General features: G+C 61.9%; 24 protein-coding genes. 1 reads left to right on the plus strand and 23 read right to left on the minus strand.

Translation table 11 applies throughout. The features are described 5' to 3' along the window. Positions 1-44: 44 nt before the first annotated feature. The 20 genes from AC1DHT_RS17830 to AC1DHT_RS17925 form a co-directional block, all read right to left on the minus strand. Positions 45-1,271 (minus strand): beta-ketoacyl-ACP synthase, encoded by a 1,227-nt coding sequence (locus AC1DHT_RS17830; protein ID WP_427537828.1) that lies wholly within the window; start codon positions 1,269-1,271, stop codon positions 45-47. After that, positions 1,271-1,999, minus strand: coding sequence for a 3-oxoacyl-ACP reductase FabG (gene fabG, locus AC1DHT_RS17835; protein ID WP_054595253.1), 729 nt, complete (start codon positions 1,997-1,999; stop codon positions 1,271-1,273). The genes AC1DHT_RS17830 and fabG overlap by 1 nt, the downstream gene beginning before the upstream one ends. Then, entirely contained in the window at positions 1,996-2,472 is a 477-nt protein-coding gene (locus AC1DHT_RS17840; protein ID WP_427537831.1) for a hotdog family protein, read from the minus strand. The genes fabG and AC1DHT_RS17840 overlap by 4 nt, the downstream gene beginning before the upstream one ends. Then, a complete protein-coding gene (locus AC1DHT_RS17845; RefSeq protein ID WP_427537834.1) occupies positions 2,469-3,665 on the minus strand; it encodes a beta-ketoacyl-[acyl-carrier-protein] synthase family protein in 1,197 nt (398 codons plus the stop codon). Before AC1DHT_RS17845 ends, AC1DHT_RS17840 begins: the two co-directional genes overlap by 4 nt. After that, entirely contained in the window at positions 3,662-4,147 is a 486-nt protein-coding gene (locus AC1DHT_RS17850; RefSeq protein WP_427537837.1) for a DUF3261 domain-containing protein, read from the minus strand. Before AC1DHT_RS17850 ends, AC1DHT_RS17845 begins: the two co-directional genes overlap by 4 nt. Further along, complete coding sequence (locus tag AC1DHT_RS17855; RefSeq protein ID WP_427537840.1) at positions 4,147-4,887, minus strand: class I SAM-dependent methyltransferase; 741 nt, start codon at positions 4,885-4,887, stop codon at positions 4,147-4,149. The genes AC1DHT_RS17850 and AC1DHT_RS17855 overlap by 1 nt, the downstream gene beginning before the upstream one ends. Continuing rightward, positions 4,884-6,131, minus strand: coding sequence for an NAD(P)/FAD-dependent oxidoreductase (locus AC1DHT_RS17860; RefSeq protein ID WP_427537843.1), 1,248 nt, complete (start codon positions 6,129-6,131; stop codon positions 4,884-4,886). The genes AC1DHT_RS17855 and AC1DHT_RS17860 overlap by 4 nt, the downstream gene beginning before the upstream one ends. Next, positions 6,118-7,278, minus strand: coding sequence for a sodium:proton antiporter (locus tag AC1DHT_RS17865; protein WP_427537846.1), 1,161 nt, complete (start codon positions 7,276-7,278; stop codon positions 6,118-6,120). The genes AC1DHT_RS17860 and AC1DHT_RS17865 overlap by 14 nt, the downstream gene beginning before the upstream one ends. Continuing rightward, positions 7,275-9,614, minus strand: coding sequence for an MMPL family transporter (locus AC1DHT_RS17870; RefSeq protein WP_427537849.1), 2,340 nt, complete (start codon positions 9,612-9,614; stop codon positions 7,275-7,277). Before AC1DHT_RS17870 ends, AC1DHT_RS17865 begins: the two co-directional genes overlap by 4 nt. Further along, the gene (locus AC1DHT_RS17875; RefSeq protein WP_427537960.1) at positions 9,598-10,167 is read right to left on the minus strand and encodes an outer membrane lipoprotein carrier protein LolA; all 570 of its coding nucleotides are present in this window, start codon (positions 10,165-10,167) and stop codon (positions 9,598-9,600) included. The genes AC1DHT_RS17870 and AC1DHT_RS17875 overlap by 17 nt, the downstream gene beginning before the upstream one ends. 176 nt (positions 10,168-10,343) lie before the next feature. Then, on the minus strand, positions 10,344-10,769 hold the full coding sequence (locus tag AC1DHT_RS17880; RefSeq protein ID WP_019691416.1) for an acyl-CoA thioesterase: 426 nt from the start codon (positions 10,767-10,769) through the stop codon (positions 10,344-10,346). Next, positions 10,762-12,306 (minus strand): HAL/PAL/TAL family ammonia-lyase, encoded by a 1,545-nt coding sequence (locus AC1DHT_RS17885; protein ID WP_427537853.1) that lies wholly within the window; start codon positions 12,304-12,306, stop codon positions 10,762-10,764. The genes AC1DHT_RS17880 and AC1DHT_RS17885 overlap by 8 nt, the downstream gene beginning before the upstream one ends. Further along, positions 12,287-13,234: an LpxL/LpxP family acyltransferase gene (locus tag AC1DHT_RS17890; RefSeq protein ID WP_427537856.1), complete on the minus strand. Its 948-nt coding sequence runs from the start codon at positions 13,232-13,234 to the stop codon at positions 12,287-12,289. Before AC1DHT_RS17890 ends, AC1DHT_RS17885 begins: the two co-directional genes overlap by 20 nt. After that, positions 13,231-13,965, minus strand: coding sequence for a glycosyltransferase family 2 protein (locus tag AC1DHT_RS17895; protein ID WP_427537859.1), 735 nt, complete (start codon positions 13,963-13,965; stop codon positions 13,231-13,233). The genes AC1DHT_RS17890 and AC1DHT_RS17895 overlap by 4 nt, the downstream gene beginning before the upstream one ends. Before the next feature lie 164 nt (positions 13,966-14,129). Beyond that, the gene (locus AC1DHT_RS17900) at positions 14,130-15,809 is read right to left on the minus strand and encodes an ApeI family dehydratase (protein ID WP_427537862.1); all 1,680 of its coding nucleotides are present in this window, start codon (positions 15,807-15,809) and stop codon (positions 14,130-14,132) included. After that, complete coding sequence (locus AC1DHT_RS17905) at positions 15,806-16,351, minus strand: COG4648 family protein (protein WP_427537865.1); 546 nt, start codon at positions 16,349-16,351, stop codon at positions 15,806-15,808. Before AC1DHT_RS17905 ends, AC1DHT_RS17900 begins: the two co-directional genes overlap by 4 nt. Further along, on the minus strand, positions 16,348-16,602 hold the full coding sequence (locus AC1DHT_RS17910; protein WP_054595266.1) for an acyl carrier protein: 255 nt from the start codon (positions 16,600-16,602) through the stop codon (positions 16,348-16,350). The genes AC1DHT_RS17905 and AC1DHT_RS17910 overlap by 4 nt, the downstream gene beginning before the upstream one ends. 9 nt (positions 16,603-16,611) lie before the next feature. Beyond that, positions 16,612-16,872: a phosphopantetheine-binding protein gene (locus AC1DHT_RS17915; protein ID WP_054595267.1), complete on the minus strand. Its 261-nt coding sequence runs from the start codon at positions 16,870-16,872 to the stop codon at positions 16,612-16,614. Beyond that, the gene (locus AC1DHT_RS17920) at positions 16,853-17,662 is read right to left on the minus strand and encodes a lysophospholipid acyltransferase family protein (RefSeq protein WP_427537868.1); all 810 of its coding nucleotides are present in this window, start codon (positions 17,660-17,662) and stop codon (positions 16,853-16,855) included. Before AC1DHT_RS17920 ends, AC1DHT_RS17915 begins: the two co-directional genes overlap by 20 nt. Beyond that, the gene (locus AC1DHT_RS17925) at positions 17,638-18,369 is read right to left on the minus strand and encodes a beta-ketoacyl synthase chain length factor (protein WP_427529364.1); all 732 of its coding nucleotides are present in this window, start codon (positions 18,367-18,369) and stop codon (positions 17,638-17,640) included. Before AC1DHT_RS17925 ends, AC1DHT_RS17920 begins: the two co-directional genes overlap by 25 nt. A 348-nt stretch (positions 18,370-18,717) precedes the next feature. Between AC1DHT_RS17925 and AC1DHT_RS17930 the strand changes: the two genes are divergently transcribed. Then, positions 18,718-19,488, plus strand: a complete 771-nt coding sequence (locus AC1DHT_RS17930) for a ParA family protein (protein WP_123581965.1) — start codon at positions 18,718-18,720, stop codon at positions 19,486-19,488. A gap of 156 nt (positions 19,489-19,644) precedes the next feature. Here AC1DHT_RS17930 and trxC read toward each other — a convergent pair whose 3' ends face one another. The 3 genes from trxC to AC1DHT_RS17945 form a co-directional block, all read right to left on the minus strand. Further along, a complete protein-coding gene (trxC, locus tag AC1DHT_RS17935) occupies positions 19,645-20,079 on the minus strand; it encodes a thioredoxin TrxC (RefSeq protein ID WP_427537872.1) in 435 nt (144 codons plus the stop codon). A gap of 111 nt (positions 20,080-20,190) precedes the next feature. Then, on the minus strand, positions 20,191-20,463 hold the full coding sequence (locus AC1DHT_RS17940) for a hypothetical protein (protein ID WP_427537875.1): 273 nt from the start codon (positions 20,461-20,463) through the stop codon (positions 20,191-20,193). 35 nt (positions 20,464-20,498) lie between these two features. After that, complete coding sequence (locus AC1DHT_RS17945) at positions 20,499-20,825, minus strand: DUF6124 family protein (RefSeq protein WP_442114530.1); 327 nt, start codon at positions 20,823-20,825, stop codon at positions 20,499-20,501. Position 20,826: the final 1 nt, after the last annotated feature.

Below are 20,826 nucleotides of genomic sequence, written 5' to 3' on the forward strand. Positions count from 1 at the left end.
TATAGGTCTTGGTATCGGGGGGTTCTTGACCTTGAAGTTTTAAGTTACGACCAACGCCTAAAGATCAGCGACGTATTAACCCCGCCAAAAGCGAAGTTGTTGTTCATCACGTACTGGCAGCTCATCTCACGGAACTCGCCGCGCAGGTAGTCCAGTTCGCCGCAGCGTGGATCGATGTCGTCGAGGTTGAAGGTGTGCACGTACTCGTCGCTGTTCATCATTTCGATGCTGAACCAGGACTCCAGTGCACCGCAGGCGCCAAGGGTGTGACCGAGAAAACTCTTCTGCGAGCTGATTGGCATGTGGCTGCCGAACAGGCTGCTGGTGGCCAGGGTTTCCGCGATGTCGCCTTGCTCGGTGGCGGTGCCGTGGCCGTTCACGTAGCCGATGGCCGAGGGCTCCAGCCCCGCGTCTTCGAGTGCCAGCTCCATGGCTCGACGCATGGTGATCTGCTCTGGGCGGGTGGCGTGCTGGCCGTCGGCGTTGCTGCCAAAACCAACGATTTCGGCGTGGATATGCGCACCACGGGCCAGCGCGTGTTCGAGTTCTTCGAGCACCAGCATGCCGCCGCCTTCACCGATCACCAGGCCATCGCGCGCACTGTCGTAAGGCCGTGGGCTGGTTTTCGGGGCGTCGTTTTTCAGGCTGGTGGCGTAGAGCGCGTCGAACACCATGGCTTCGGTCGGGCACAGCTCTTCGGCGCCGCCGGCGAGCATCAGCGGCAGGCGGCCGAACTTGATCGCCTCGTAGGCATAACCGATGCCCTGGCTGCCACTGGTGCAGGCGCTGGAGGTCGGGATCAAGCGCCCGGTGAGGCCAAAGAAAATGCTGATATTGGCCGCTGTGGTGTGCGGCATCATCCGCACGTAGGAATTGGCGTTCAAACCTTCAGCCACTGAATTGAGCAGCATCTTGCCGAACGCCTTGATCTCCTCGGTGCTGCCGGTGGATGAGCCGCAGGACACGCCCATGCGGCCGTCCTTGATCGACTCGTCACCGAGCAGGCCGGCATCGGCCAGCGCCTGTTCTGCCGCGCCGACCGCCAGCCGGGAAACCCGGCCCATGCTGCGCAATTGCTTGCGGGTCCAGTGGCTCGGGACGGTGAAATCATCGATGGGCCCGGCCAGGCGCGTGTTCAGTTCGATGAAGCGATCCCACTCGTCCATACGGCGGATGCCACTGCGATTGGCCTTGAAGTTAGCGCGAATGGTCTCCCAGTCGCTGCCCAATGAGGTGATGCCGGCCATGCCGGTGACAACGACGCGTTTCATCAGCACAGGCCTCCGTTGACGGCCAGCACCTGCCGGGTGATATAGCCCGCTTCGGCGGACATCAGGAAGTTCACCGCGCCGGCCACCTCTTCAGGGGTGCCCATGCGTTGTGCGGGAATCATTTTCAGCAGCTCTTCCACGGGGACGTTTTCGTCGAGCATCGCCGTGTCGATCAGCCCCGGCGCAACACAGTTGACGGTGATCTTGCGTTTGCCCAGTTCGATTGCCAGGGCCTTGGCGGCGCCGATCAACCCGGCCTTGGAGGCGCTGTAGTTGACCTGCCCACGGTTGCCGATCAACCCGGAAACCGAGGTGATGCACACGATCCGCCCGGCGGCGCGGCGGCGAATCATCGGCATCATCACCGGGTGCAACACGTTATAAAAACCGTCGAGGTTGGTGCGCATCACCACGTCCCAGTCGTCCTCGCTCAGGGCCGGGAAGGCACCGTCGCGGGTCAGGCCGGCGTTGAGCACCACGCCGTAATAGGCGCCGTGGGTTTCCACGTCGGCTTCCAGATGTGCCTTGCAGCTGGCACGATCCGAAACGTCGAATTGCAGGATGCGCGCGCGGCGACCCAATGCTTCGATTTCGGCCTGAACGGCTTCGGCGTCGCTGCGACCGCTTCGGCAATGCAGCACCAGATCAAAGCCGGCCTGGGCCAGGCGTAGTGCGATGGCGCGGCCGATACCACGGCTGGAACCGGTGACCAGTACGGATTCAGTCAAGACTGGACTCCAGTAGTGCTAGAAGAGTGGGATTCATGTAGGTAGTGAGCCGACTGAGGTGGGCAGAACACATTCAGACGGGCCGTGGCATGAATGCCGGGTGCCGTCAGGTGGCATTCGAAAACGCCCATGCCGTTGTCGTCTTCGAGCGAGCGCAGGGCGTGGATCGTCAGTTCGCTGCCGACCGGAAAGTGTTCCACATTACATTCAAATTTACGCGTACCGAGCAGGAATCCAAGCTCAACCGCATTGCCTCGCTCACGTGCGCGACAACCGGCGTACGCTGCCACGCTTTGCGCCATCAGCTCGATGCCGACCCAGGCTGGCAAACTGCCGTCGGGTTGGTTGAACAGGCCACCGGGCTTGACGGTGAGGCGGGTGTGAATCTGTTCTTCGTCGAACGACAGCACGTGATCGATAAGGATCATGTCACCCGCGTGGGGCAGCAGTTCGGCGAGAGGCCAATCAATCATTGGGCGTCTCCGATAATCAGGCTGACGTTGTTGCCACCAAAGGCAAAGGAGTTACTCATCAGGCAACGTGCAGTGCGTTGTTCCAGGCGATCAGCAGCGGTCACAAAACTCAGCGCTGGCAGTTGCGGGTCGGGCTGACCGTCCCAGACCTGCGGTGGCAGCGCGTGTCGGGTATTTTCGCGGCTCAGGCTCAACCAGCAGAACGCCGCTTCCAGCGCCCCGGCCGCGCCGAGGGTGTGGCCGGTCATGGGCTTGGTTGACGAGCAGGGCACGCCCGCCGGGAACAGGCTGTTGACCGCCAGGCTTTCCATGGCGTCGTTGTGTTGGGTGGCGGTGCCGTGCAGGTTCAGGTAGTTGATCCGCTCAGGCGCTAAACCGGCGCTGCGCAAGGCCTTGTTCATCGCTTGCAGGGCACCGCGCCCGCTCGGTTCAGGGGCGGAAATATGGTGCGCGTCGGAGCTGGCACCGCTGCCCAGCAGGGCAATCGGTTGGCTGCTGCCGAGGTGTTTGCTCATCAGGAACAGTACCGCCGCTTCGCCGATGTTGATGCCGTTGCGATTGACCGAGAACGGATTGCAGCGCTGCTCGGATACCGCATCCAGCGCCGAAAAACCGTTGAGGGTCAGTTTGCACAGACTGTCGACGCCGCCACACAGCACCGCATCACACATGCCCATGTCGAGCAGTCGCTGAGCACTCATCAATGCGCGGGCACTGGAGGTGCAGGCCGTAGAAATCACATAGGCCGGGCCGCTCAGTTGCAGCCAGTCGGCGAGGAAGTTCGCCGGGGCGCCAAGTTCCTGTTGTTGGTAGTCGTATTCTGGCGGGAACTGACCGTCCCGCAGGTAATGGGCAATCCCGCGACTGGCTTCGTCGATGCCCGAGGTGCTGGTGCCCAGGACGATGCCGATGCGTCCACGGCCATAGGTCTGAATGGCCTGTTCAATGTCTTCGCGGATTTGCAGCGCGGCGTCCAGCAGCAACTGATTGTTGCGGGTGTTGTGCTGCTTCAGTGCAGCCGGGATCGCGGGCAACTCACCGTGTACCGCCGCCACCGGCAGCGAACGTTCAGGCACCCAGCCGGCCTCGACACGGATTCCCGAGCAGTCGCCGGCAAACAGCTTGCGGGCCACTTCGTGTTTGTTGCGGCCCAGGCTGCAGATCAGCCCGAGGGCGTTCAGGTAGGCCGTCATGGTGCAGTCTCGGCGGTCAGCGGGGTAACGTGATAGTTCAGCTGTTCGGGCAGCGTCAGCACGAAGTCCGACGGGCTTCGATACAGCACCTGCCAGTGTGGCGTCAGCGAGCGTAAAGCCGCGTGATGCCGGGCGGCAGGATAATTATTGAGCAACTCGGCCTCCGGTGTCAGGGCGAACAACAACGCTGCAAACAACTGGCGCGCTTCCGGGTTGGGCGGCAGCAAGCCGTCGGCCTGCCACTGGTTGTCGACCAGGCGCTGGCGAGCCACCGGAATGCCCAGTGGGTCCATCAGCGACCAGCGAATACCGGCACCTTCGCGCTGGATCACCAGCAACCAGTCCTGGCGCTGATCGGCCCGTTGCCGCTCGACATGCAATTGCAGCGGCAAGGCCAGTGTCGGGTTGCGCTCGGGCAGCGGCGGCTGGCTGGCGCAAGCGCTCAGCAGCAAGGCACAGCACACGAGCAGGAGGCGAATCATCAGCGCTTACCTTCGAGCGGTTTACGGGCAACCACGTTGACCAGGGTTTCTTCCCGTTGGCCAGGCGGTTTTGGGCGGCGCAGTCCAAAGCGTTCGAGCAGACCGAAATCCTTCGCGCGACTCCACCACAGATAAGGGTAGGACACGTTTTGCGGGCCGAATTCAAAACCCTGCTGGCGAATCATCTGCAAATAACCGTCGGCGCTCTTTTGCACGTGCATCGGGTGGCGGAACAACCAGCGAATCACCCAGGTGTCGATGTAGGCTTCGGTGGACTCGGCAAACATCAGATAGCCGCCCGGCTTGAGCACCCGATAGAACTCGGCGAGGGCTTGCTCCTGTTCCACCAGGTGGTGGAAGGTCTGGTGGCAGAACAGCAAATCGACGCTGGCGTCCGGCAGTTTGAGGGTCGCGCAATCGCTGCCGATCAGTTCGACGTTGATGTTCTGGCGCTGCGCCTCTTCGCCGCTGAGCATCAGGCTGTGCGGGTCGGCGTCGAGGCCGATCAGCCGTTGCGGGGCAAACACCTGATGCAGGTACTGGAACGACTTGCCCTGACCGCAACCGGCATCCAGCAGCACTGGACGGCTCGGCAGTGCTTCGCTGAACAAGCTGTGCAGGTCGTTGATTGCTACCCGCAGCACGTGGTGCTGCCAGGTGAAGCTGCGCAGGAACCAGAACCCGAAGCGGGTTTCTTCGACGTAACTGTCGCTGAGGTACTGTTGTTCGGTGTCACTCACGTTGCATCACTCGCACAAATCTCCGAGAGCATGCGCAACCGGCGCTTGGGCTCGCTGACGAATGGGTTGCGTTCGTCCCAGGCATAACCGGCGAGGATCGCGCTGATCATGCGGCGGATCTCCGGAGCGCTGCCGGGGTGGTAGATCACATCCTGGAAGGTCCCGGCGTACCAGCCTTCGACGTAGCAGCGGAAGGTATCGACACCGCGCTTCAGTGGCACGGCAAACTCGCGTTGCCAGTCCACGGTTTCGCCTTGCAGTTGGCGATGCAGAACGCCGGCGGCCATGCTCGCCGAACGCATGGCGATGGTCACGCCGGAGGAAAACACCGGATCGAGGAATTCTGCGGCGTTGCCGAGCAAGGCGAAGCCCGGGCCGTGCAAGGTTTTGACGTTGGCCGAGTAGCCGCCGATGGTCCGCGCGGGTGTGTCCCAGTGGGCGTTTTTCAGCACTTTGGCCAAGCTTGGGGTTTCGGCGATGAAGCCACGCAGGCATTCGTCGAGATCGTCGCCGCGGCCTTCGAAGTGTTCGGCGGCGGCAACCACGCCCACCGAGCAGCGACCCTGGCTGAACGGGATGGTCCAGAACCAGATGTCGCGCTGGGTCGGGTGGGTGGTGATGAGGATCTTTTCACGGTCGAAGTGCGGGCCGTCGATGTGGTCTTCGATGTGGGTGAACACGGCCTGGCGCAGCGGGAAGTTCGACGGTGCTTCAAGGTCGAGCAAACGCGGCAAGACGCGGCCGTAACCGCTGGCATCGAGCACGAAGTCGGCTTCCAGGCGGTATTCGCTGCCGTCTTCACGGCGAGCGCTGAGCTGGGGTTTCGCCCGCTCGAAGTCGGCACTGATGATCGTCTCGCCGTAACGGATTTCCACCCCTTGCAGCGCTGCCTGATCGGCCAGCAGTTTGTCGAAATCAGCGCGCTGGACCTGGAAGGTGGTCGGCTTGCCGTTGCTGAAGGTGTCGCCGAAATCGAACGTACTGTAGCGCTCGCCCCAGGCGAAAGCCGCGCCGTTTTTCAGCTGGAAGCCGGCGGCTTGTACCGCTTCGAGCATGCCGGCTTCTTCGACGAAATCCAGGCAGTGCGAGAGCAGGCTTTCGCCGATCGAAAACCGTGGGAAGTGCTGACGTTCAATGATCAGCACGTCATGGCCGTTACGCTTGAGCAGCGCGGCGGCGATGGCGCCCGATGGGCCGGCACCGATAACGATGACCTGGCGTCGTTCCGTATCAACTGTTGGCACTGGTGCTCCTTGCCGGGGCGGCGAGCTGTGAGGGGAGGCGGTGCACACCGGCGAGTGCCGGCAGCAGTGTTGCGATCAAACCCATCAGCATCAGCGCGAAATACAGCGCGGGACTGATCAGCTGTTGTTGCAGCAGCAGATTGAGAAAGACGATCTCGCTCAAGCCGCGAATGTTCAACAGCAGACTTTCGCGCCAGCGGTTGGCGCCGACAAACGATGTTCCGGCCCAACCGAGGCCGACCCAGTTACCCAGCAGTTTGCTGGCGATAGGAAACACCAGCAGCGCACCGAGCTGCATCCAGCTGAGGCTGTCCATGGCGCTGTGCACGTTGATCTGCACAATGCCGAAGGTCAGGATCAGCGGGATTGCAATGCTGTTCTGCAAGCGACTCAGCCAGGCTGCCGGTAACGGTAGCACCAGCGGTAGTTTGAGGGCAGCCATGCACAACAGATAACCGATGCCGAAAATCAGCGCATTGAGTTTGAAGTGTTCCGCTACCACCAGCAGCGCGAAGAAGCCCAGGCTGTGCAGCAGCGGCTGGCGTAACCCGAGCACACGCAGCAGCAACGGCAGGCAGGCGCCGGCCAGCGGCAGCAACAGGCTGCTCAGGTGCAGGCTGCCTTGGGCGAAGGCGAACAGGCTCCAGCAGGTCAGGTCGATGAGGATGGCGGTTTGCACCAGTCGGCGGATTGCGGCGGGTGGATAGTTGATGTGCCGCAGGTACAGATACAGCACCGGAATCGCCGTGATCGCGAACAACAGGCCGACCGCCAGCGAGCTCAACCATGGCTGATCCGGCAGCAACCAAATGGCTGTTGCCAGGCCACAGGCGAACGGAATGCAGAAACTCGGGAAGGCGATTTTCAGGCTCTGGCGGTCCAGCTTCAGGTCGATAACGTCGCTGAGAATATGCCCCAGCAACAGCGCGAAACTCAGGCTGTAGAGGTTTTTCAGCCAGTCCGGCGAGACCAGTTCGGCACCGTTTAACTGCCAGTACGGTTCAATCCAGAAATACATCAACAGCGGCAGGCCGAAGGTCGCCAGCAGCAACTGGCTGACAATCGGGATCAAGCCAAAATGACGCCCGACGCGAGTCGCCACGGCGAACAGCGCCAAGGCCAGCAGCCAGAACAGCACGGTCATCATGCTGCCGGCTCCGCAACGGGCGCGGCGTGCGCCGAAGGTTTGGCCCACGGCGCGAGGATGAAGCTGAAGGCCAGCCCGAGGCTCACCGAAAGGCCGAAGTTGCTCACCGCCGGGGTGCTGGAAATCGCCAGCAGACCAAACGACAGCCACGTCGTCGCCGCCGCCAGCAGCGTGCCTAACAGGCTCACGGCGGCACCGCCGATTTGCTCGCGCATGAGGATCGCGTAATCGACACTGATCGCTGTCACCAGCAGCAACCCGAACACGCTGAACAGTGTCAGCGGCTGCCCCAGCCAACCGAGGCTGGCCAGGCTGCACAGGGCCGCCAGTAATGGCAGCGCGACGAGCCGCAGGGCGCCGCCAAAACCGAAGGGCAGAATCAGCAGCAACACGATCAATGCGCAGGACATCAGTTTCAGTTCAGCCGCGCTGATCTGGGTGGCGGCGAAGACCTTGTTCAGGTCGTCCAGACGATCCACCAACTGCACACCCGGCAAGTCCAGCGCTTGCACCCGCAGCAGCGCGGTATCGTTCAAGCCTTGCAGGCTGACCATCGCCGCCACGCCGCCATCCGTAGCGCCCAGCCACAGCGGGCGCCACGGCTCGGCCAAGGGCCCGACCAGCGCTGCGTCGATGTCTTCGACCGGCAAGGCCTGCAACTGCGTCAGTTCGGCTTGCAGTGCGGTGGCCGGGATGCCGAGGTCGAGCAACGGTTGCCAGAATGCCGGGAGTTTATTCAGGGCGTCGCGAACCTGTTGCTGCTCGGAAGGCAGGCTGACCAGTTGGCTCAGCGCCAGGTAGCCTTTGAGCTTGTCCAGATTGACCAACTGATCCAGTCGGTCGCTGAGGGCTTTCTGGCGCTCGAGCAGTTGCTGCTGGTTGGCCGCGCGCACCAGGAAGAACTGGCTGGTGGGTTGATAGCCGGTGATCCGCGCAATGGTCTGCGCTTCGTTCATCAATTGCGGCGGCGCACTGACCCACTGACGGATGTCGTTTTTCGTGGTCAGGTGCCACAGGCCACCCGCACAAAAGACCAGGACCAACATCAGCAGGACCGAACTGCGCACGCGTTTGAGCAGCGCTGCACGCATGTTCACCAAAAACTCGGCCACCCGCAGCGGCCACTGCGCGGGTCGCAGGTCCGCACCCTTGAGCAGCGCCGGCAACAAGCACACCGCCGACAGGTAGGCGCCGAGCAGACCGGCGGCAGAGAACACGGCTATCTGGGTCAGCGCCGGGAACGGTGTCCAGGCCAGTGCCAGATAACCGATGCAACTGGTGGCCAGGCTCAGGGTCAGCCCCGGCAAAGTCACGCGCAGTGCGGGCCAGCTGTGCCAGGGTTTCAGGCTCCAGCTCTTGGACAGGTAATGCAGCGGGTAGTCGACCGCGACGCCGATCAGGCTCGATCCGAGCACCAGGGTCATCACGTGCATATGGCCAAACAGTGCGACGCAGGCCACCGCACCAAACAGCATGCCGACCAATACAGGGATGAAGGCCAGCAACACGCGGAATCTGCGAAATGCCAGCAACAGCAGCAACAGGATGCCGACGGTTGCGCCACCGCCGACCCAGGTAATTTCGCGGGTCGCTTGCTGCTGACCGTTGGCGGCGTACAGCAGGCCGCTGGCGGCGAGTAGTTGCACGTCGGCCTGCGCCGCTTCTTCGCGGCTGTGCTTGAGCAGCTCGGCGACCTTCAGCGGCAGTTGCATGTCGAACGCGTTGCCGCTGGTGCGGGCTCGCAGCATGACCCAGCTTTTGCCGTCGGCGTCGGCGACCAATGTGCCGCTGCCAATGTCCAGTTGCACTGAACCGTGCTGCGGCTGGCTGTTTTGAATGCGTCCGGTCAGGCCCAGCCAGTCATCCTGGCTCGGCACCAGGCTGAAACCGGTAAAGGGGTCGAACAGCGCTTGCACGCGCTGCTGGATGAAGGCTTGCGGTTGTTCGATCAACTGTTGCCGATCGGTGGCCGAGAGCATCGCCAACCGACCTTGCAGCAACTGCGTGCGCAACGCGGGCAAGTCGGCTTGCAGGTTCCATTGGACCTTCTCGAACAGTCCGCTGGCCAGCCACTGTTCGCCGAGTTTTTGCGTCATGGCGATGGCTTGCGGGCGATCGGTGTGGCCAACCAGCACCAGCATTTCGCGGTTCAGCGGTTCCTGCATGCGCTGTTCGGCCTTGAGCTCCAGCGCGTCCGGCGCGGTGCCCGGTACCAGATCCATCAGGTTGGCCGACAGCGGTGCGCCGTCGTGCCATTGCCAGCCGGCGAGTGCAAGCACCGCCAGCAGCAGGGTCAGAAATAGCCGTGGAAGCCTCCGTTCACTCGGCAAAGTCATGTTGCTCCGCATCGGTCAATGGGTTGGCGCTGGTAGTGTCCTGCATGCGCAAAACGGTGCTGTCGCCCTGGGTTTCCAGCAATTCGATGCGCTGCACCAGTTCACCGCCGTCGATGTTGATCTGATTGAACACTTGCTTGAGCAGCATCGAACGCGGGGTCAGTGTGAGTTTCCAGTTGTGTGCTTCGCCGCTCAGCGATAACTCGAAATCCCGCTGCAGCCCGCTGCTGTCGCCTTGCAGTACCGCGAGGAAGATGCGGTTCTGCTCGGCGCCAGCACTTTTGCCCGGCAGCATTTGCCAGCCACTGCCGTCACGCCGTGCGATGCCCTTGGTGCTGATCCGGTAATCCTGTTGCAGCGGCGTTTTGAGCAACCACAGCAAGCCGTGATCCCTGGCCAGCACGAACGAGCCCTTGCTGGTCAGCGGTTGCGGCAGGGCACGCAGGTGTTTTTCCTGAATGAAACTGCCGTGGATCACGCTGGGTTTGGCCAGTTGGTCGCTCAGCTGTTGCAGGTCGAAGGCGTTCGCCAGCGATGAGAAGCCGAGCAACATGAGGCTCGCGACAATCGCGTAGCAGCTGGCGAAGCCTGCGTTCGGCCGCGTAGCGGTCGTAATCCGGGCTACCCGGTTTTCCTGCAAGATCGCGGTTTCAGGTTTTACGACCGCTTCGCGGCCGAACGCAGCCTGGCGGCAGCTGCTACGAAGGCGTCGCGTCAGCATCCAGAACTTCATGGCAACATCCTCTCGACCGCATCGGTAAACACCTTCGGCGACGCCAGTTGCATCTCGCGGCTGGCGACGTGCACGGCGACCTGCACCGAGCTTGCGCGGGTCAGGCGTTCACCGGTGGCGAGGTCGCTGATCAGGTAGCTGATCTTCAGACGGTTTTCCCATTCCACCAGGCTGGCGCGCACGTTAAGCGTCTGGCCGAACACCGCGCCGCGCACATAACGCAGTTGCAGGTCGATCACCGGCCACGCGTAGCCGGATTCCTGCATGGCGGTGTAGTTGTGGCCGAGCTGGTCGAGCAGGGCACAGCGGGCGACTTCCAGGTACTTCACGTAATGGCCGTGCCAGACCACGTTCATCGAATCGACGTCGAAGAACGGCACAAGGATTTGCGTATCGGCGTGAAGCACTCCCTTGCTACGCATGCAGCCTCCAGTGTTGTTCGGCGATGCGTTGCAGACACAGGCGCAATTCACCTTCCAGGGCGCGGTCTTCAATGACCGGCGCGAAGTCCTTGGCGAGCTCTGCGTGCATCGCCGCCAGCGCCGGCGGCAATGGCCGGGCGTCTTCTGCCTGGCTGCGCAACCAGACGCCTTGATTGGCTGCCAACAGGGTCGCAGCGGCAACCTGTTCGGTCAGCTCCAGTACGCGGATCGCATCACGGGCAGCGATGGTGCCCATGCTCACTTTGTCCTGGTTGTGGCATTCGGTGGAGCGTGAGAACACGCTGGCCGGCATGGTGTTTTTCAACGCTTCGGCGGTCCAGGCGCTGGTGCCGATCTGCACCGCTTTAAAGCCATGGTTGAGCATCGCGCGCTCGGCGCTGGCGCCCGACAGGTTGCTTGGCAAACCGTGGTTGTAGCGTTCGTCCACCAACAGCGCGAGCTGACGGTCGAGCAGGTCGGCAACGTTGGCCACGAGGTTTTTCAGGCTGTCCATGGCGAAGGCGATGTGCCCGCCGTAGAAGTGCCCGCCGTGCAGCACGCGTTCGGCTTCGGCGTCGATGATCGGGTTGTCGTTGGCGCTGTTGAGTTCGATCTCGATGAACGAACGCAGCCAGTTCAGGCTGTCGGCCAACACACCGAGCACATGCGGCGCGCAACGCAGCGAATAGCGGTCTTGCAGGCGATGCAGCGGTGCGGTCGGTGCGTCGATTGCCAGATCCTTGCGCAACCACGCGGCCACTTGCATCTGGCCCGGGTGCGGCTTGGTGGCGAACAGACGCTCGTCGAAGTGCTCCGGGTTACCTTGCAGGGCAACCACGTTCAGCGCAGTGATGCGCGTCGCCAGTTGCAGCAGGTAGTCGGCACGGGCGTAGGCCAGGCAGGCGAGGCCGGTCATTACCGCCGTGCCGTTCATCAGCGCCAGCGCTTCCTTGGGCCGCAGTACCAGCGGCTCCCATCCGAGTTCGCGGTGGACGTCGGCGGCCTGCCGGCGCTCGCCCTTGAACAGCACTTCGCGCTCGCCGGACAAGGTCGCGGCGACGTACGACAGCGGTGTCAGATCGCCGCTGGCGCCCACCGAACCCTCTTCCGGGATCAGCGGCAGAATGTCGTGTTCGAGGAAGGCATGCAGGCGCTCCAGCAGCTCGATGCGAACCCCGGACACGCCGTGGCACAGCGACTGCAAACGCGCCGCAAGCACCGCGCGGGTAGCCTGGGCGTCGAGCAGTTTGCCCAGGCCGCACCCGTGGAAGGTGTACAGATGACGCGGCAGCGCTTCGACATGATGCAGCGGCACCGCGACCACGCAGGAATCGCCGTAACCGGTGGTCACGCCGTAGATCACGCCTTCCTTGTCCAGCAACGAATCGAGAAACCGCGCGCCCTTGGCGATGCGCTCACGGTATTCGCTGTCGTTTTGCAGTTGCACGGGCGCCTGACGGTTGGCCAGGGCCAGCACGTCTTCGATGCGCAAAGGGAGTTCGCCGAAGGTTACCGGCTCAAGCGGATGCGTCGTCATCGGTCTTCCAGAATGGGTAAAAGTTGAACCATTGTTGGGGCGCTTCAAGGCAGCACTGGCCGAGGCGTTCGGCATAGCGCGTGGCCCAGTGGTGAATCACTTGCTCGCGGTCGCTGCGCTTCCACACCACCGCGTCGGCGAAGGGCTCGATGATCAGCCGATAGTCGCCCGCTGGTTTTTTCAGGCACATCAGAAAATTGACCGGGCACTTCAACAGGCCGGCCAGTAGCCACGGACCTTGGGGGAACGCGGCCGGATGACCGAGGAAGTCCACCGTCACGCTGCGCCCGCCGTGCAGCGGCACGCGATCGCCGGCAATCGCCAGCCACTCGCCACGCTCCAGGCGCTGGCTCAGTTGCAGCATGATCACCGGGTCCAGTTCGCTGACCTGGATCAGCCGCAGATTGGTCGCGCCCGCTTCGCCCAGCAGGCGATTGAAACGCTCGGCGTGCTTGGTGTGCACCAGCACGTTCATGGTGACCCTTTCACCGAGTTCGGCGAGGGCTCGGCAGACTTCGAGGTTGCCCAGGTGAGCGCCCACCAGCATCTGCCCGCGTGTGCCGCGCAATTGATTGCGCAACAGCGCCGGGTCGATGATTTCGATCTGTTCGATGCTCAACTTGCCGTTCCACACGTCGAGCTTGTCGAGCATGGAGTCGGCGAAGGCCATGAACTGGCCAAACACCCGCCAATGAGACGGGCGCAATTCGCTGCGGCCGCTCCAGTCGGCCAAGCGCTGCTGGTATTGCCAGGCGCTATGGCGGGCGCTGCGACCGAACAGGAAAAAGTACAAGACGATGCCGTACAGCAGCGGGCTCAACATCCGACGTCCGAGCACTTTTGCGCAGAATGCGGTGAATTTCATCAGCCAGAAACTGCCGCGTTCCTTGTGGTCGGCCCAGTGCTCGTTGTCTGCATTGATGCTCATGTTCGCCACCGTCGCCAAAGAATGACCGGCGCCCGTAACAGCATGCCGAAGAACAGGCGGGTGTGCATGCCCGTAATCAGCACATTGTCGCGAAACAGCCGAAAATGCGAGACGCCATCCTGGGGGTAGTGAACCTTGGTGTGCAGCCAGTGCATCGGCAGATTGCGCCAGGCCAGGCGCACAATGATGTCAGTGTCGAAGTCCATGCGATTGCCGATCTTCACCGAATTGATCAGCGCCAGCGTCGGCGGCAACGGGTAGAGGCGAAAACCGCACATGGAGTCGCGAATCTGCAACGAAAGGGTGTTGATCCAGACCATCACGTGCGTCAGGTAGCGGGCATACAAACGGCCCTTCGGCACACTGGCGTCGTACAGCGGGTAGCCGCAGATCAGTGCGTCGGGATGGGCGCGTGACTGCTCGATGAAGGTCCGAACGTCACTCAAGTCGTGCTGACCATCGGCGTCCACCTGCAAGGCATGACTGAAGCCCAGGCGCGAAGCTTCGCGAAACCCGCTCATGACCGCGCCGCCCTTGCCCTGATTGACGGCGAGCTTGATCAGGAAAACCTGGTCGCGCTGGGCCAGTTGTTCAAGCACTGCGGCACAGGCCGGACTGCTGGCGTCATCCACCAGAATGCACGGCAGATGGTTGGCGAGCAGCGCGTCGACCACGTTAGTGACGGCGGCTTCGTGGTTGTAGACCGGGATCACGGCACAGGGGTTATGCATCTGGGTAGCTCTCCCGAACTTGTAGCAGCTGGCGAAGCCTGCGTTCGGCCGCGAAGCGGTCGCCAAACGGGTGATCGCGGTTTTCCAGGTGTATTGAAGTCACCAAACTGCGAGCGCTGCGCGCTCGAACGCAGCCTTCGGCAGCTGCTACGGGGATTATCGAGTTATCCACAGGCGCTCTCCAGGAGTATTCGTCCACTGGAGCAGGTAGCCGTCTCATTGCGATAGGCGAAATACAATTTGCTGCGCAATGGGTCGAAGCGCAGGTGCAGTTGGATTTCGTCGCCGGGGCGCACCAGTTGCTGGAACTTCAGCACTTCCATGCCGGCAAACTTTATCGGCAGCTCCATCAGTTGCCGACCCAGGTTCAGCGCCCATTCGACTTGCACCACGCCCGGCAATACAGGCGTTTGCGGGAAGTGGCCGCTGAAGTAGGCAAGGTCCGGCGGCACTGCCAGTTGCAGGCTCCACTCGCCGTCGGCTTCGACCTGTTCCAATACGTGTGGCGCCTTTGGGCGGGGCGCCAGCAGCAGGGCTTCAACGTCGGCTTGCGGCAGTTTGCCCTGGGCGTTCAGCGGCAGTTGACGCAGCAACCGCCAGCGGCGCGGCAGGGCCAGGGTTTCGCAATGTTGGCTCAAGTGCTGACGCAGTTCCTGGGTCAGCGTACGCCGGCCTTGGTTGCGCAACGCATGCAGGCCTTGTTCGCTCAACACCAGCAAGGCACCCAGCGAGGCGCGGTTTTCCTGAACCACGCCGAGGCGCGCTTCGGCGACCCAGTCGTGGGCCATCAATGCCTGTTCCAGCATGGGCAGCGAGATACGTTTTTCTTCCAGCTTGACGATCCGGTCCAGCCGTCCGAGCAGTTCGAAACGACCGTCGGCGGCGATGCGCGCGGCATCGGCGGTGTGTTCAACGTGGTCGACCGGCAAGTACGGCGAGGCGATGAGCAGGGCCCCGTCACGGTCCTGGCTGAGCACGACATCGGCAAAGGGCTGCCAGAGATCGTCGCCCTGACGCCAGGCAATGCCACCGGTTTCCGAGCTGCCGAGAATCTCTGTCGGCCATTGTTGCAGTCGTTCGTGCAAGCGTTGCGCCGCCTCGGCCGGTAATGCGCCACCGGAGGAAAACACTCGGCGGACTGCGCTCAAGGCCGGCCAGTCGAGGTTGTCGCCCATGCGCTTGAGCAGCGCCGGGCTGGCAACCCAGGCGAAGGCCGGGTGTTCGCGGCTGGCGCGCTGCAAGTCTTCCGGGAACGCCAATTGCCGGCGTACGAACGGACGCCCGGCGCACAGTGGCCACAGCACCCGAAACAGCAATCCATAGATGTGCTGCGTGCCGACGCTGCCGATGATGCAGGCGCTGCCCAGGTCCGTGCCCCACAAGTGCTCCAGTGCCTGAACTTCATTGGCCAGTTGCCGCAGGGTTTTCTCGATGCGCTTGGGTTCGCCGCTGGAGCCGGACGTGCACAGGCTCAGGTGGCAGTGATCGAGATCCAGTTCGGCGGCAGCCAGCGGCGTCTGCTGGAAGTCAGTCAGCTGTGCGTCGTCTGCCACATCAGTCAGCCACAGGTCGACCTCCGTCGACCAGCGCAGACGGGTCTGGGGTTGCAGATCGGCGGGCAGCAGCACGCTAACCCCGGCACGCCAGGCGCCGAGCAGGGCAATCGCAAGTTGCGCGGCGTCTTCCAGGTGCACGGCGATGCGCGTTACACCTTGTGCTTGCAGGCCGGCGGCGAGGCGCAGGGCCTGGTCGCACAGGTCGGCGTGATTGAGCGCCGGATCCGTCGTGACAGCGCGCGCAGGTAGTGCCTTGAGCAACAATTGCTCAAGTTTTATCCAATTCATGGGTGGCCTCGTACCCGTTGTCGTATGAGCCATTCAATGGCAAACAGCAAACCCATTAACCCGTAGGAGATCAGGCCGGTGTACAACATCCACCAACTCAGCGGCGCCCAAAGGGTCAGGGCAGCAGCGAGCAAACCGTTACAGAGGAAAAACACACTCCAGGCGATCGTCACCTGGCGGGTATAAACAATGGCCTTGTCCGGCAGATGCGGTTCGCGCAAACGCGCCAGCCGCTCGATCATCGGTTGCCCGAACTTCAGGCTCAGGCCAAACAGCGCCAGCATGAAACCGCTCATCAGCACCGGGTACCAGCGCAACAACACAGGGCTGTCGAACAGCGCCAGCAGCAGGCAAAACGCAATGGCAACCACCGCCATCCAGAGGCTACCAGGGCGCCGTTTGCCCAGCAGCGCACGGGCCAGCCACAATCCACCCAGCAACAGACCGAACTGCCACGGGGCAAAATGTTCCATGCCGAAATACACCGCAAAGGGGTACAGCAGGCCCGCCAGCAGCAGACCGAGGCCGATCAGTCGGCTCATGCGGCCGGTTGAACCAGACGGTAGACCGCCTCGACCACGTCGCCGACGGTACGCACCGACTTGAACTCTTCAGCGGCAATTTTCTTGCCGGTCTGGCGTTTGATGTGATCGATCAGGTCGACGGCATCAATGCTGTCGATTTCCAGGTCCTGATACAGGTTGGCGTCCAGGGTCACGCGTTCGGGTTCCAGCTCAAAGAGTTCGACCAGGGCATCACGCAGGGTGTTGAAGATGTCGTCACGAGTTTGCATGGTCCGGTCTCAAGCTGCCTGTTTTGCAGTGACGAACGCCGCAAGGCTCGCCACGTTGGTGAAGTGACCACGGGTGTCATTGGCATCGGCGTCGATTTTGATGCCGTACTTTTTCTGGATCGCCAGGCCGAGCTCCAGCGCGTCGACCGAGTCCAGGCCCAGCCCTTCGCCAAATAGCGTCTGCTCGTCGCCGATGTCCTGCACACCGATGTCTTCGAGGCCAAGGGCGTCAATGATCAGCAGTTTTATCTCAAGCTTCAGATCGCTCATCTTCGGCGAGCTCCTTAATAAAGTAATGGTGAAAATAATCGTTGAGCTTGCGCGAGGCCTGCGGTGCAGGGCCCAGCGCCGCGAAGGCCTGTGGGTCTATATCGGCCCCGACACGGAAACTGAAGTGCACGCGACGTTTGGGGATCCGATACCAAGGCTCGGCCTTGGTCAGGGTCGTGGGGCTGACCTTGATGATCACCGGGGTGACGATTCTCGCACCGCGCAGCGCGATTGCCGCGGCGCCCCGATGAAAGGCCGGTGATTGGCCGGGTTGGGTGCGAGTACCTTCGGGAAAAATGATCAGGGTCTGGTCGCTTTTCAGTGCGTCGGCAGCGGCGTCGAGCATCTCCATACTGCCATCGTTGCTGATGTATTCGGTGCGACGTAACGGGCCACGGGTAAAGGGGTTTTCCCAGAGGCTTTTCTTGACCACGCAGTTGGTGTGGGGCACCAGGCCGATCAGGAATACGACATCGATCAACGAGGGATGATTGGCGATGATCATCTGCCCCGGGCGCCCGAGCTTTTCCGCGCCCTGGATGTCGTAGGTCAGCACACCTGTGCGGGCCATGAACCGGACAAAAAACCAGAATATCCGGCTGACGGTATAGCGCGCCCGTTGCCGATGGGTCTGGGCATCGCCTGGCAGGCAACTCAATAGTGGCAAAACTACCAATCGCAGGCACAGCGCCCCCAACCCGAAGAAGGTGAAGCTCGCGGCAGTGGCCAGCAGGCGCCAGTAATAGGCGTCGCGGTTTTTATCGGTTACTGGTTGCGTTGCCAGGTCCATACACGATTTTTCCAGGCATGTTGGCAGGTGGTCTGCTGGCCGAGCAGAGTACTCAACAGATTCAGCGCATGGGGCCAATGGGGTTTGGACAACGTATCCGTGGTGCTGTTCAGAGACAGCTGCCACTGATTTCCGGGCGTGATCAACAGGCCGACTGCGTACGGGAACGGTACATCGTCGATCCAGGTCGAGTAGGCTTGCGGCGGTTGTTCTTCGGTGATCACCAGCAGTACCGCCGGCGCGCCTTCTTCAAGCAGCGCCGCAGCCTCCAGCATGCCGTGTTCAAGGCCATCGCCAGCCGCCGCGAGGGCGGTCATTTCGCTGGTTTCTCCGCGCATGATCGACCACAGGCCGATGACGGCGTTGTGCACCGACAGACTGAACTGGGTCGGTGACAGCGGCTGATCGGCGGCCAGGTCGTTGAGAATCTCGAAGGTGCGCGGGGTTTCGCCGTGACGAGAAATGAAGACCAACGGTAGCTGTTCGTGACCCTCGGCCAACGGCCAGCCGACACTAAAGGCCATCCGCGCCAGACGGCTGAGTCGCCGACGCTGCATGGCTGGCAAAAACGATACGTCGGGGGCGGCATCGCTGTTCTCGAGCACGACCGGTTGTCGGCTCCAGGCTTGCCAGTCGTCCACGCTTTCGAGCCCAGGGGCCCAAGCGCGCCATTGGGCGATATTGAATTTGATCACTGAAAAATTCATCCCGCCCCTGCGGGCTTCCATGACGCGGTGAGTCGATTGACCGGCGACTGACCCGGCATGACGCTACCGCCGAGTGGCGCGCATTATCCCGGTGCGGCGGGCTTTCAGCAAATACTGGCCCCAATTTGTTCGGTGTGCCATGCCGTTTATCTGCGAAAAAGCTGTCGTTTTGCCATTATTCTGTTTTTAACAGACGTGTCTGTCAGTTGATTCATCACTCAAAGAGCGAAACCGGTCGGTTTTTTGCCGAGATTGCAGCTGACCGTGCAGTCCGACTACCAACGAGGTAGCGAAGCAGCGGTGTCGGCAACTACACTCGGTCATTCTTTGATACACGGAGGTTTTGACATGCGGCGCGTGGTGTTCAATCAGAAAGGTGGCGTGGGCAAATCCAGTATTGCCTGCAATCTGGCGGCGGTCAGCGCCAGCGAGGGCTATCGCACGCTGCTGGTGGATCTCGATGCCCAGGCCAACTCCACTCAGTACCTGACGGGTTTGACCGGCAACGACATCCCGATGGGCATCGCCGACTTCTTCAAGCAGACCCTGTCGTCCGGGCCGTTTTCGAAGAAAAACCAGGTCGATATCTACGAAACCCCGTTCGACAACCTGCATGTGGTCACTGCCACCGCCGAGCTGGCCGACCTGCAGCCCAAACTTGAGGCCAAACACAAGATCAACAAGCTGCGCAAACTGCTCGACGAACTGGCCGAAGACTACGACCGGATCTACCTCGACACCCCGCCAGCGTTGAACTTCTACGCGGTGTCCGCGTTGATCGCCGCCGACCGCGTGCTGATTCCCTTCGACTGCGACAGCTTCTCCCGTCAGGCGCTGTACGGCTTGCTGGCGGAAATCGAAGAGCTGAAGGAAGACCACAACGAGGACCTGCAAGTCGAAGGCATCGTGGTCAACCAGTTCCAGGCCCGCGCGAGCCTGCCGCAGCAGATGCTCGACGAACTGATCGCCGAAGGCCTGCCGGTGCTACCGGTGTACCTGGCCAGCTCGGTGCGCATGCGCGAATCCCACCAGGCCAACATGCCACTGATCCACCTCGACCCCCGGCACAAACTGACCCAACAGTTCGTCGAACTGCACAACCTGCTGGAAAACACCTGATCCCTACAGACAACACAACACCCATGTGGGAGCGAGCCTGCTCGCGATGACGGTGTGACATTCAACGTAGATGTTGGCTGTCAGGCCGCTATCGCGAGCAGACGAACGTCGCCCGGCTCTTCCCACATTTAGTTCAGGGTGGCTTTGAGATCGTCGTCAGACCCCCTGACTCCGCAACCAGCTCATCAACTGCGGCAACGGAAACGCCCCGCTCTGACGCGCCACCTCCCGACCGTTCTTGAACAGAATCAAACTCGGAATCGAACGAATCCCCAACTGCGCCGACAACTGCTGATTCGCCTCGCTGTCCAGCTTGGCCAACCGACACTTGCCCGCCAACTGCCCCGCCGCCTGCTCGAACACCGGCGCAAACGACTTGCACGGCCCACACCAATCCGCCCACACATCCACCAGCAACGGCAGATCACCCTTGATCTGACTGGCGTAATCGCCTTGCGTCAGCTCAAAGGGCTTGCTCAGCAGGACGTCGGCTTTGCAGCGGCCGCACTTGGGATGATCACCCAGGCGCTCGGCGGGGATGCGGTTGAGGCCGTTGCAGTGGGGGCAGGGGATCAACAGGGGTTCAGACATGAAGGGGCTCCGGAAAGTGGGCAATGCAACCAATCTGGAGCCGAGGCCATGGATTATCAAGGTGTGCAGGCGAGAGCAAAAAATGGGCGACCTCAAGGTCGCCCATATTCATTACACCGAAACCTGCGCCCGCAAGCGCCGCCCGATGACGTCCAGCATGTCGCAGCCGTCGCGCAACGAAATGACCAGCGCCTGCGCAACCTCATGCAAGACGCTGGCGTCACCCTGGATGTCGTCGCGCAGGGCGAAGGTTTCCAGCAGTTGGGTGGCGCTGCGGATGCGGTAGGCCGCTGTTTCGTGCAGCACGTCGAGCGGGGCTTCAGTGTCGATCAGCAGGGAAGGGACGTTGCAGTCCAGGCCGGTAATGGGCATGTATCGAGACATGGGGAACACTCCATTCGATAAAACAACGCGGCCCGTCAATGGACGGCGGACGGATTGAATCGGCAGTCCACCGAATCGGGCAGATCGAGGTTCTCCAGTGCTCTGTTCACCAGCAGCTCGCCCAACACGATCATCTGCTGAATACCCAACGCCACGATGCGGTGCGCGCCTTCAAGCTCAAAGGCCAGGTCGGTGGTCATCGCGTTCAGCGAGGCCAAGGTTTCGCTGGCGTGGATTAGCAGGGTTTCAGTGTCGATGTTGGGGGTAACGGTGAAGATGGGGCTCGGACGTTGGGTCGGGTTTGAGGTGTCGAGGGGATGGGTGGCGGTGAGGCTGAGTGGTTTGAGGGTGATCTTTTTCATG

It is taken from the genome of Pseudomonas sp. 05N432 (assembly GCF_056396945.1).

Bases quoted from the DNA above. Each gene is read 5' to 3' on its own strand.
- AC1DHT_RS17875 (WP_427537960.1), bottom strand. From the start codon at position 10,167: ATGTTGCTCGGCTTCTCATCGCTGGCGAACGCCTTCGACCTGCAACAG.
- AC1DHT_RS17885 (WP_427537853.1), bottom strand. From the start codon at position 12,306: ATGACGACGCATCCGCTTGAGCCGGTAACCTTCGGCGAACTCCCTTTG.
- AC1DHT_RS17930 (WP_123581965.1), top strand. From the start codon at position 18,718: ATGCGGCGCGTGGTGTTCAATCAGAAAGGTGGCGTGGGCAAATCCAGT.
- AC1DHT_RS17900 (WP_427537862.1), bottom strand. From the start codon at position 15,809: ATGAATTGGATAAAACTTGAGCAATTGTTGCTCAAGGCACTACCTGCG.
- AC1DHT_RS17915 (WP_054595267.1), bottom strand. From the start codon at position 16,872: ATGAGCGATCTGAAGCTTGAGATAAAACTGCTGATCATTGACGCCCTT.
- AC1DHT_RS17840 (WP_427537831.1), bottom strand. From the start codon at position 2,472: ATGATTGATTGGCCTCTCGCCGAACTGCTGCCCCACGCGGGTGACATG.
- AC1DHT_RS17910 (WP_054595266.1), bottom strand. From the start codon at position 16,602: ATGCAAACTCGTGACGACATCTTCAACACCCTGCGTGATGCCCTGGTC.
- AC1DHT_RS17890 (WP_427537856.1), bottom strand. From the start codon at position 13,234: ATGAGCATCAATGCAGACAACGAGCACTGGGCCGACCACAAGGAACGC.
- AC1DHT_RS17945 (WP_442114530.1), bottom strand. From the start codon at position 20,825: ATGAAAAAGATCACCCTCAAACCACTCAGCCTCACCGCCACCCATCCC.
- AC1DHT_RS17920 (WP_427537868.1), bottom strand. From the start codon at position 17,662: ATGGACCTGGCAACGCAACCAGTAACCGATAAAAACCGCGACGCCTAT.
- AC1DHT_RS17830 (WP_427537828.1), bottom strand. From the start codon at position 1,271: ATGAAACGCGTCGTTGTCACCGGCATGGCCGGCATCACCTCATTGGGC.
- trxC (WP_427537872.1), bottom strand. From the start codon at position 20,079: ATGTCTGAACCCCTGTTGATCCCCTGCCCCCACTGCAACGGCCTCAAC.
- AC1DHT_RS17850 (WP_427537837.1), bottom strand. From the start codon at position 4,147: ATGATTCGCCTCCTGCTCGTGTGCTGTGCCTTGCTGCTGAGCGCTTGC.
- AC1DHT_RS17940 (WP_427537875.1), bottom strand. From the start codon at position 20,463: ATGTCTCGATACATGCCCATTACCGGCCTGGACTGCAACGTCCCTTCC.
- AC1DHT_RS17845 (WP_427537834.1), bottom strand. From the start codon at position 3,665: ATGACGGCCTACCTGAACGCCCTCGGGCTGATCTGCAGCCTGGGCCGC.
- AC1DHT_RS17880 (WP_019691416.1), bottom strand. From the start codon at position 10,769: ATGCGTAGCAAGGGAGTGCTTCACGCCGATACGCAAATCCTTGTGCCG.
- AC1DHT_RS17925 (WP_427529364.1), bottom strand. From the start codon at position 18,369: ATGAATTTTTCAGTGATCAAATTCAATATCGCCCAATGGCGCGCTTGG.
- AC1DHT_RS17905 (WP_427537865.1), bottom strand. From the start codon at position 16,351: ATGAGCCGACTGATCGGCCTCGGTCTGCTGCTGGCGGGCCTGCTGTAC.
- AC1DHT_RS17870 (WP_427537849.1), bottom strand. From the start codon at position 9,614: ATGACTTTGCCGAGTGAACGGAGGCTTCCACGGCTATTTCTGACCCTG.
- AC1DHT_RS17865 (WP_427537846.1), bottom strand. From the start codon at position 7,278: ATGATGACCGTGCTGTTCTGGCTGCTGGCCTTGGCGCTGTTCGCCGTG.
- AC1DHT_RS17895 (WP_427537859.1), bottom strand. From the start codon at position 13,965: ATGCATAACCCCTGTGCCGTGATCCCGGTCTACAACCACGAAGCCGCC.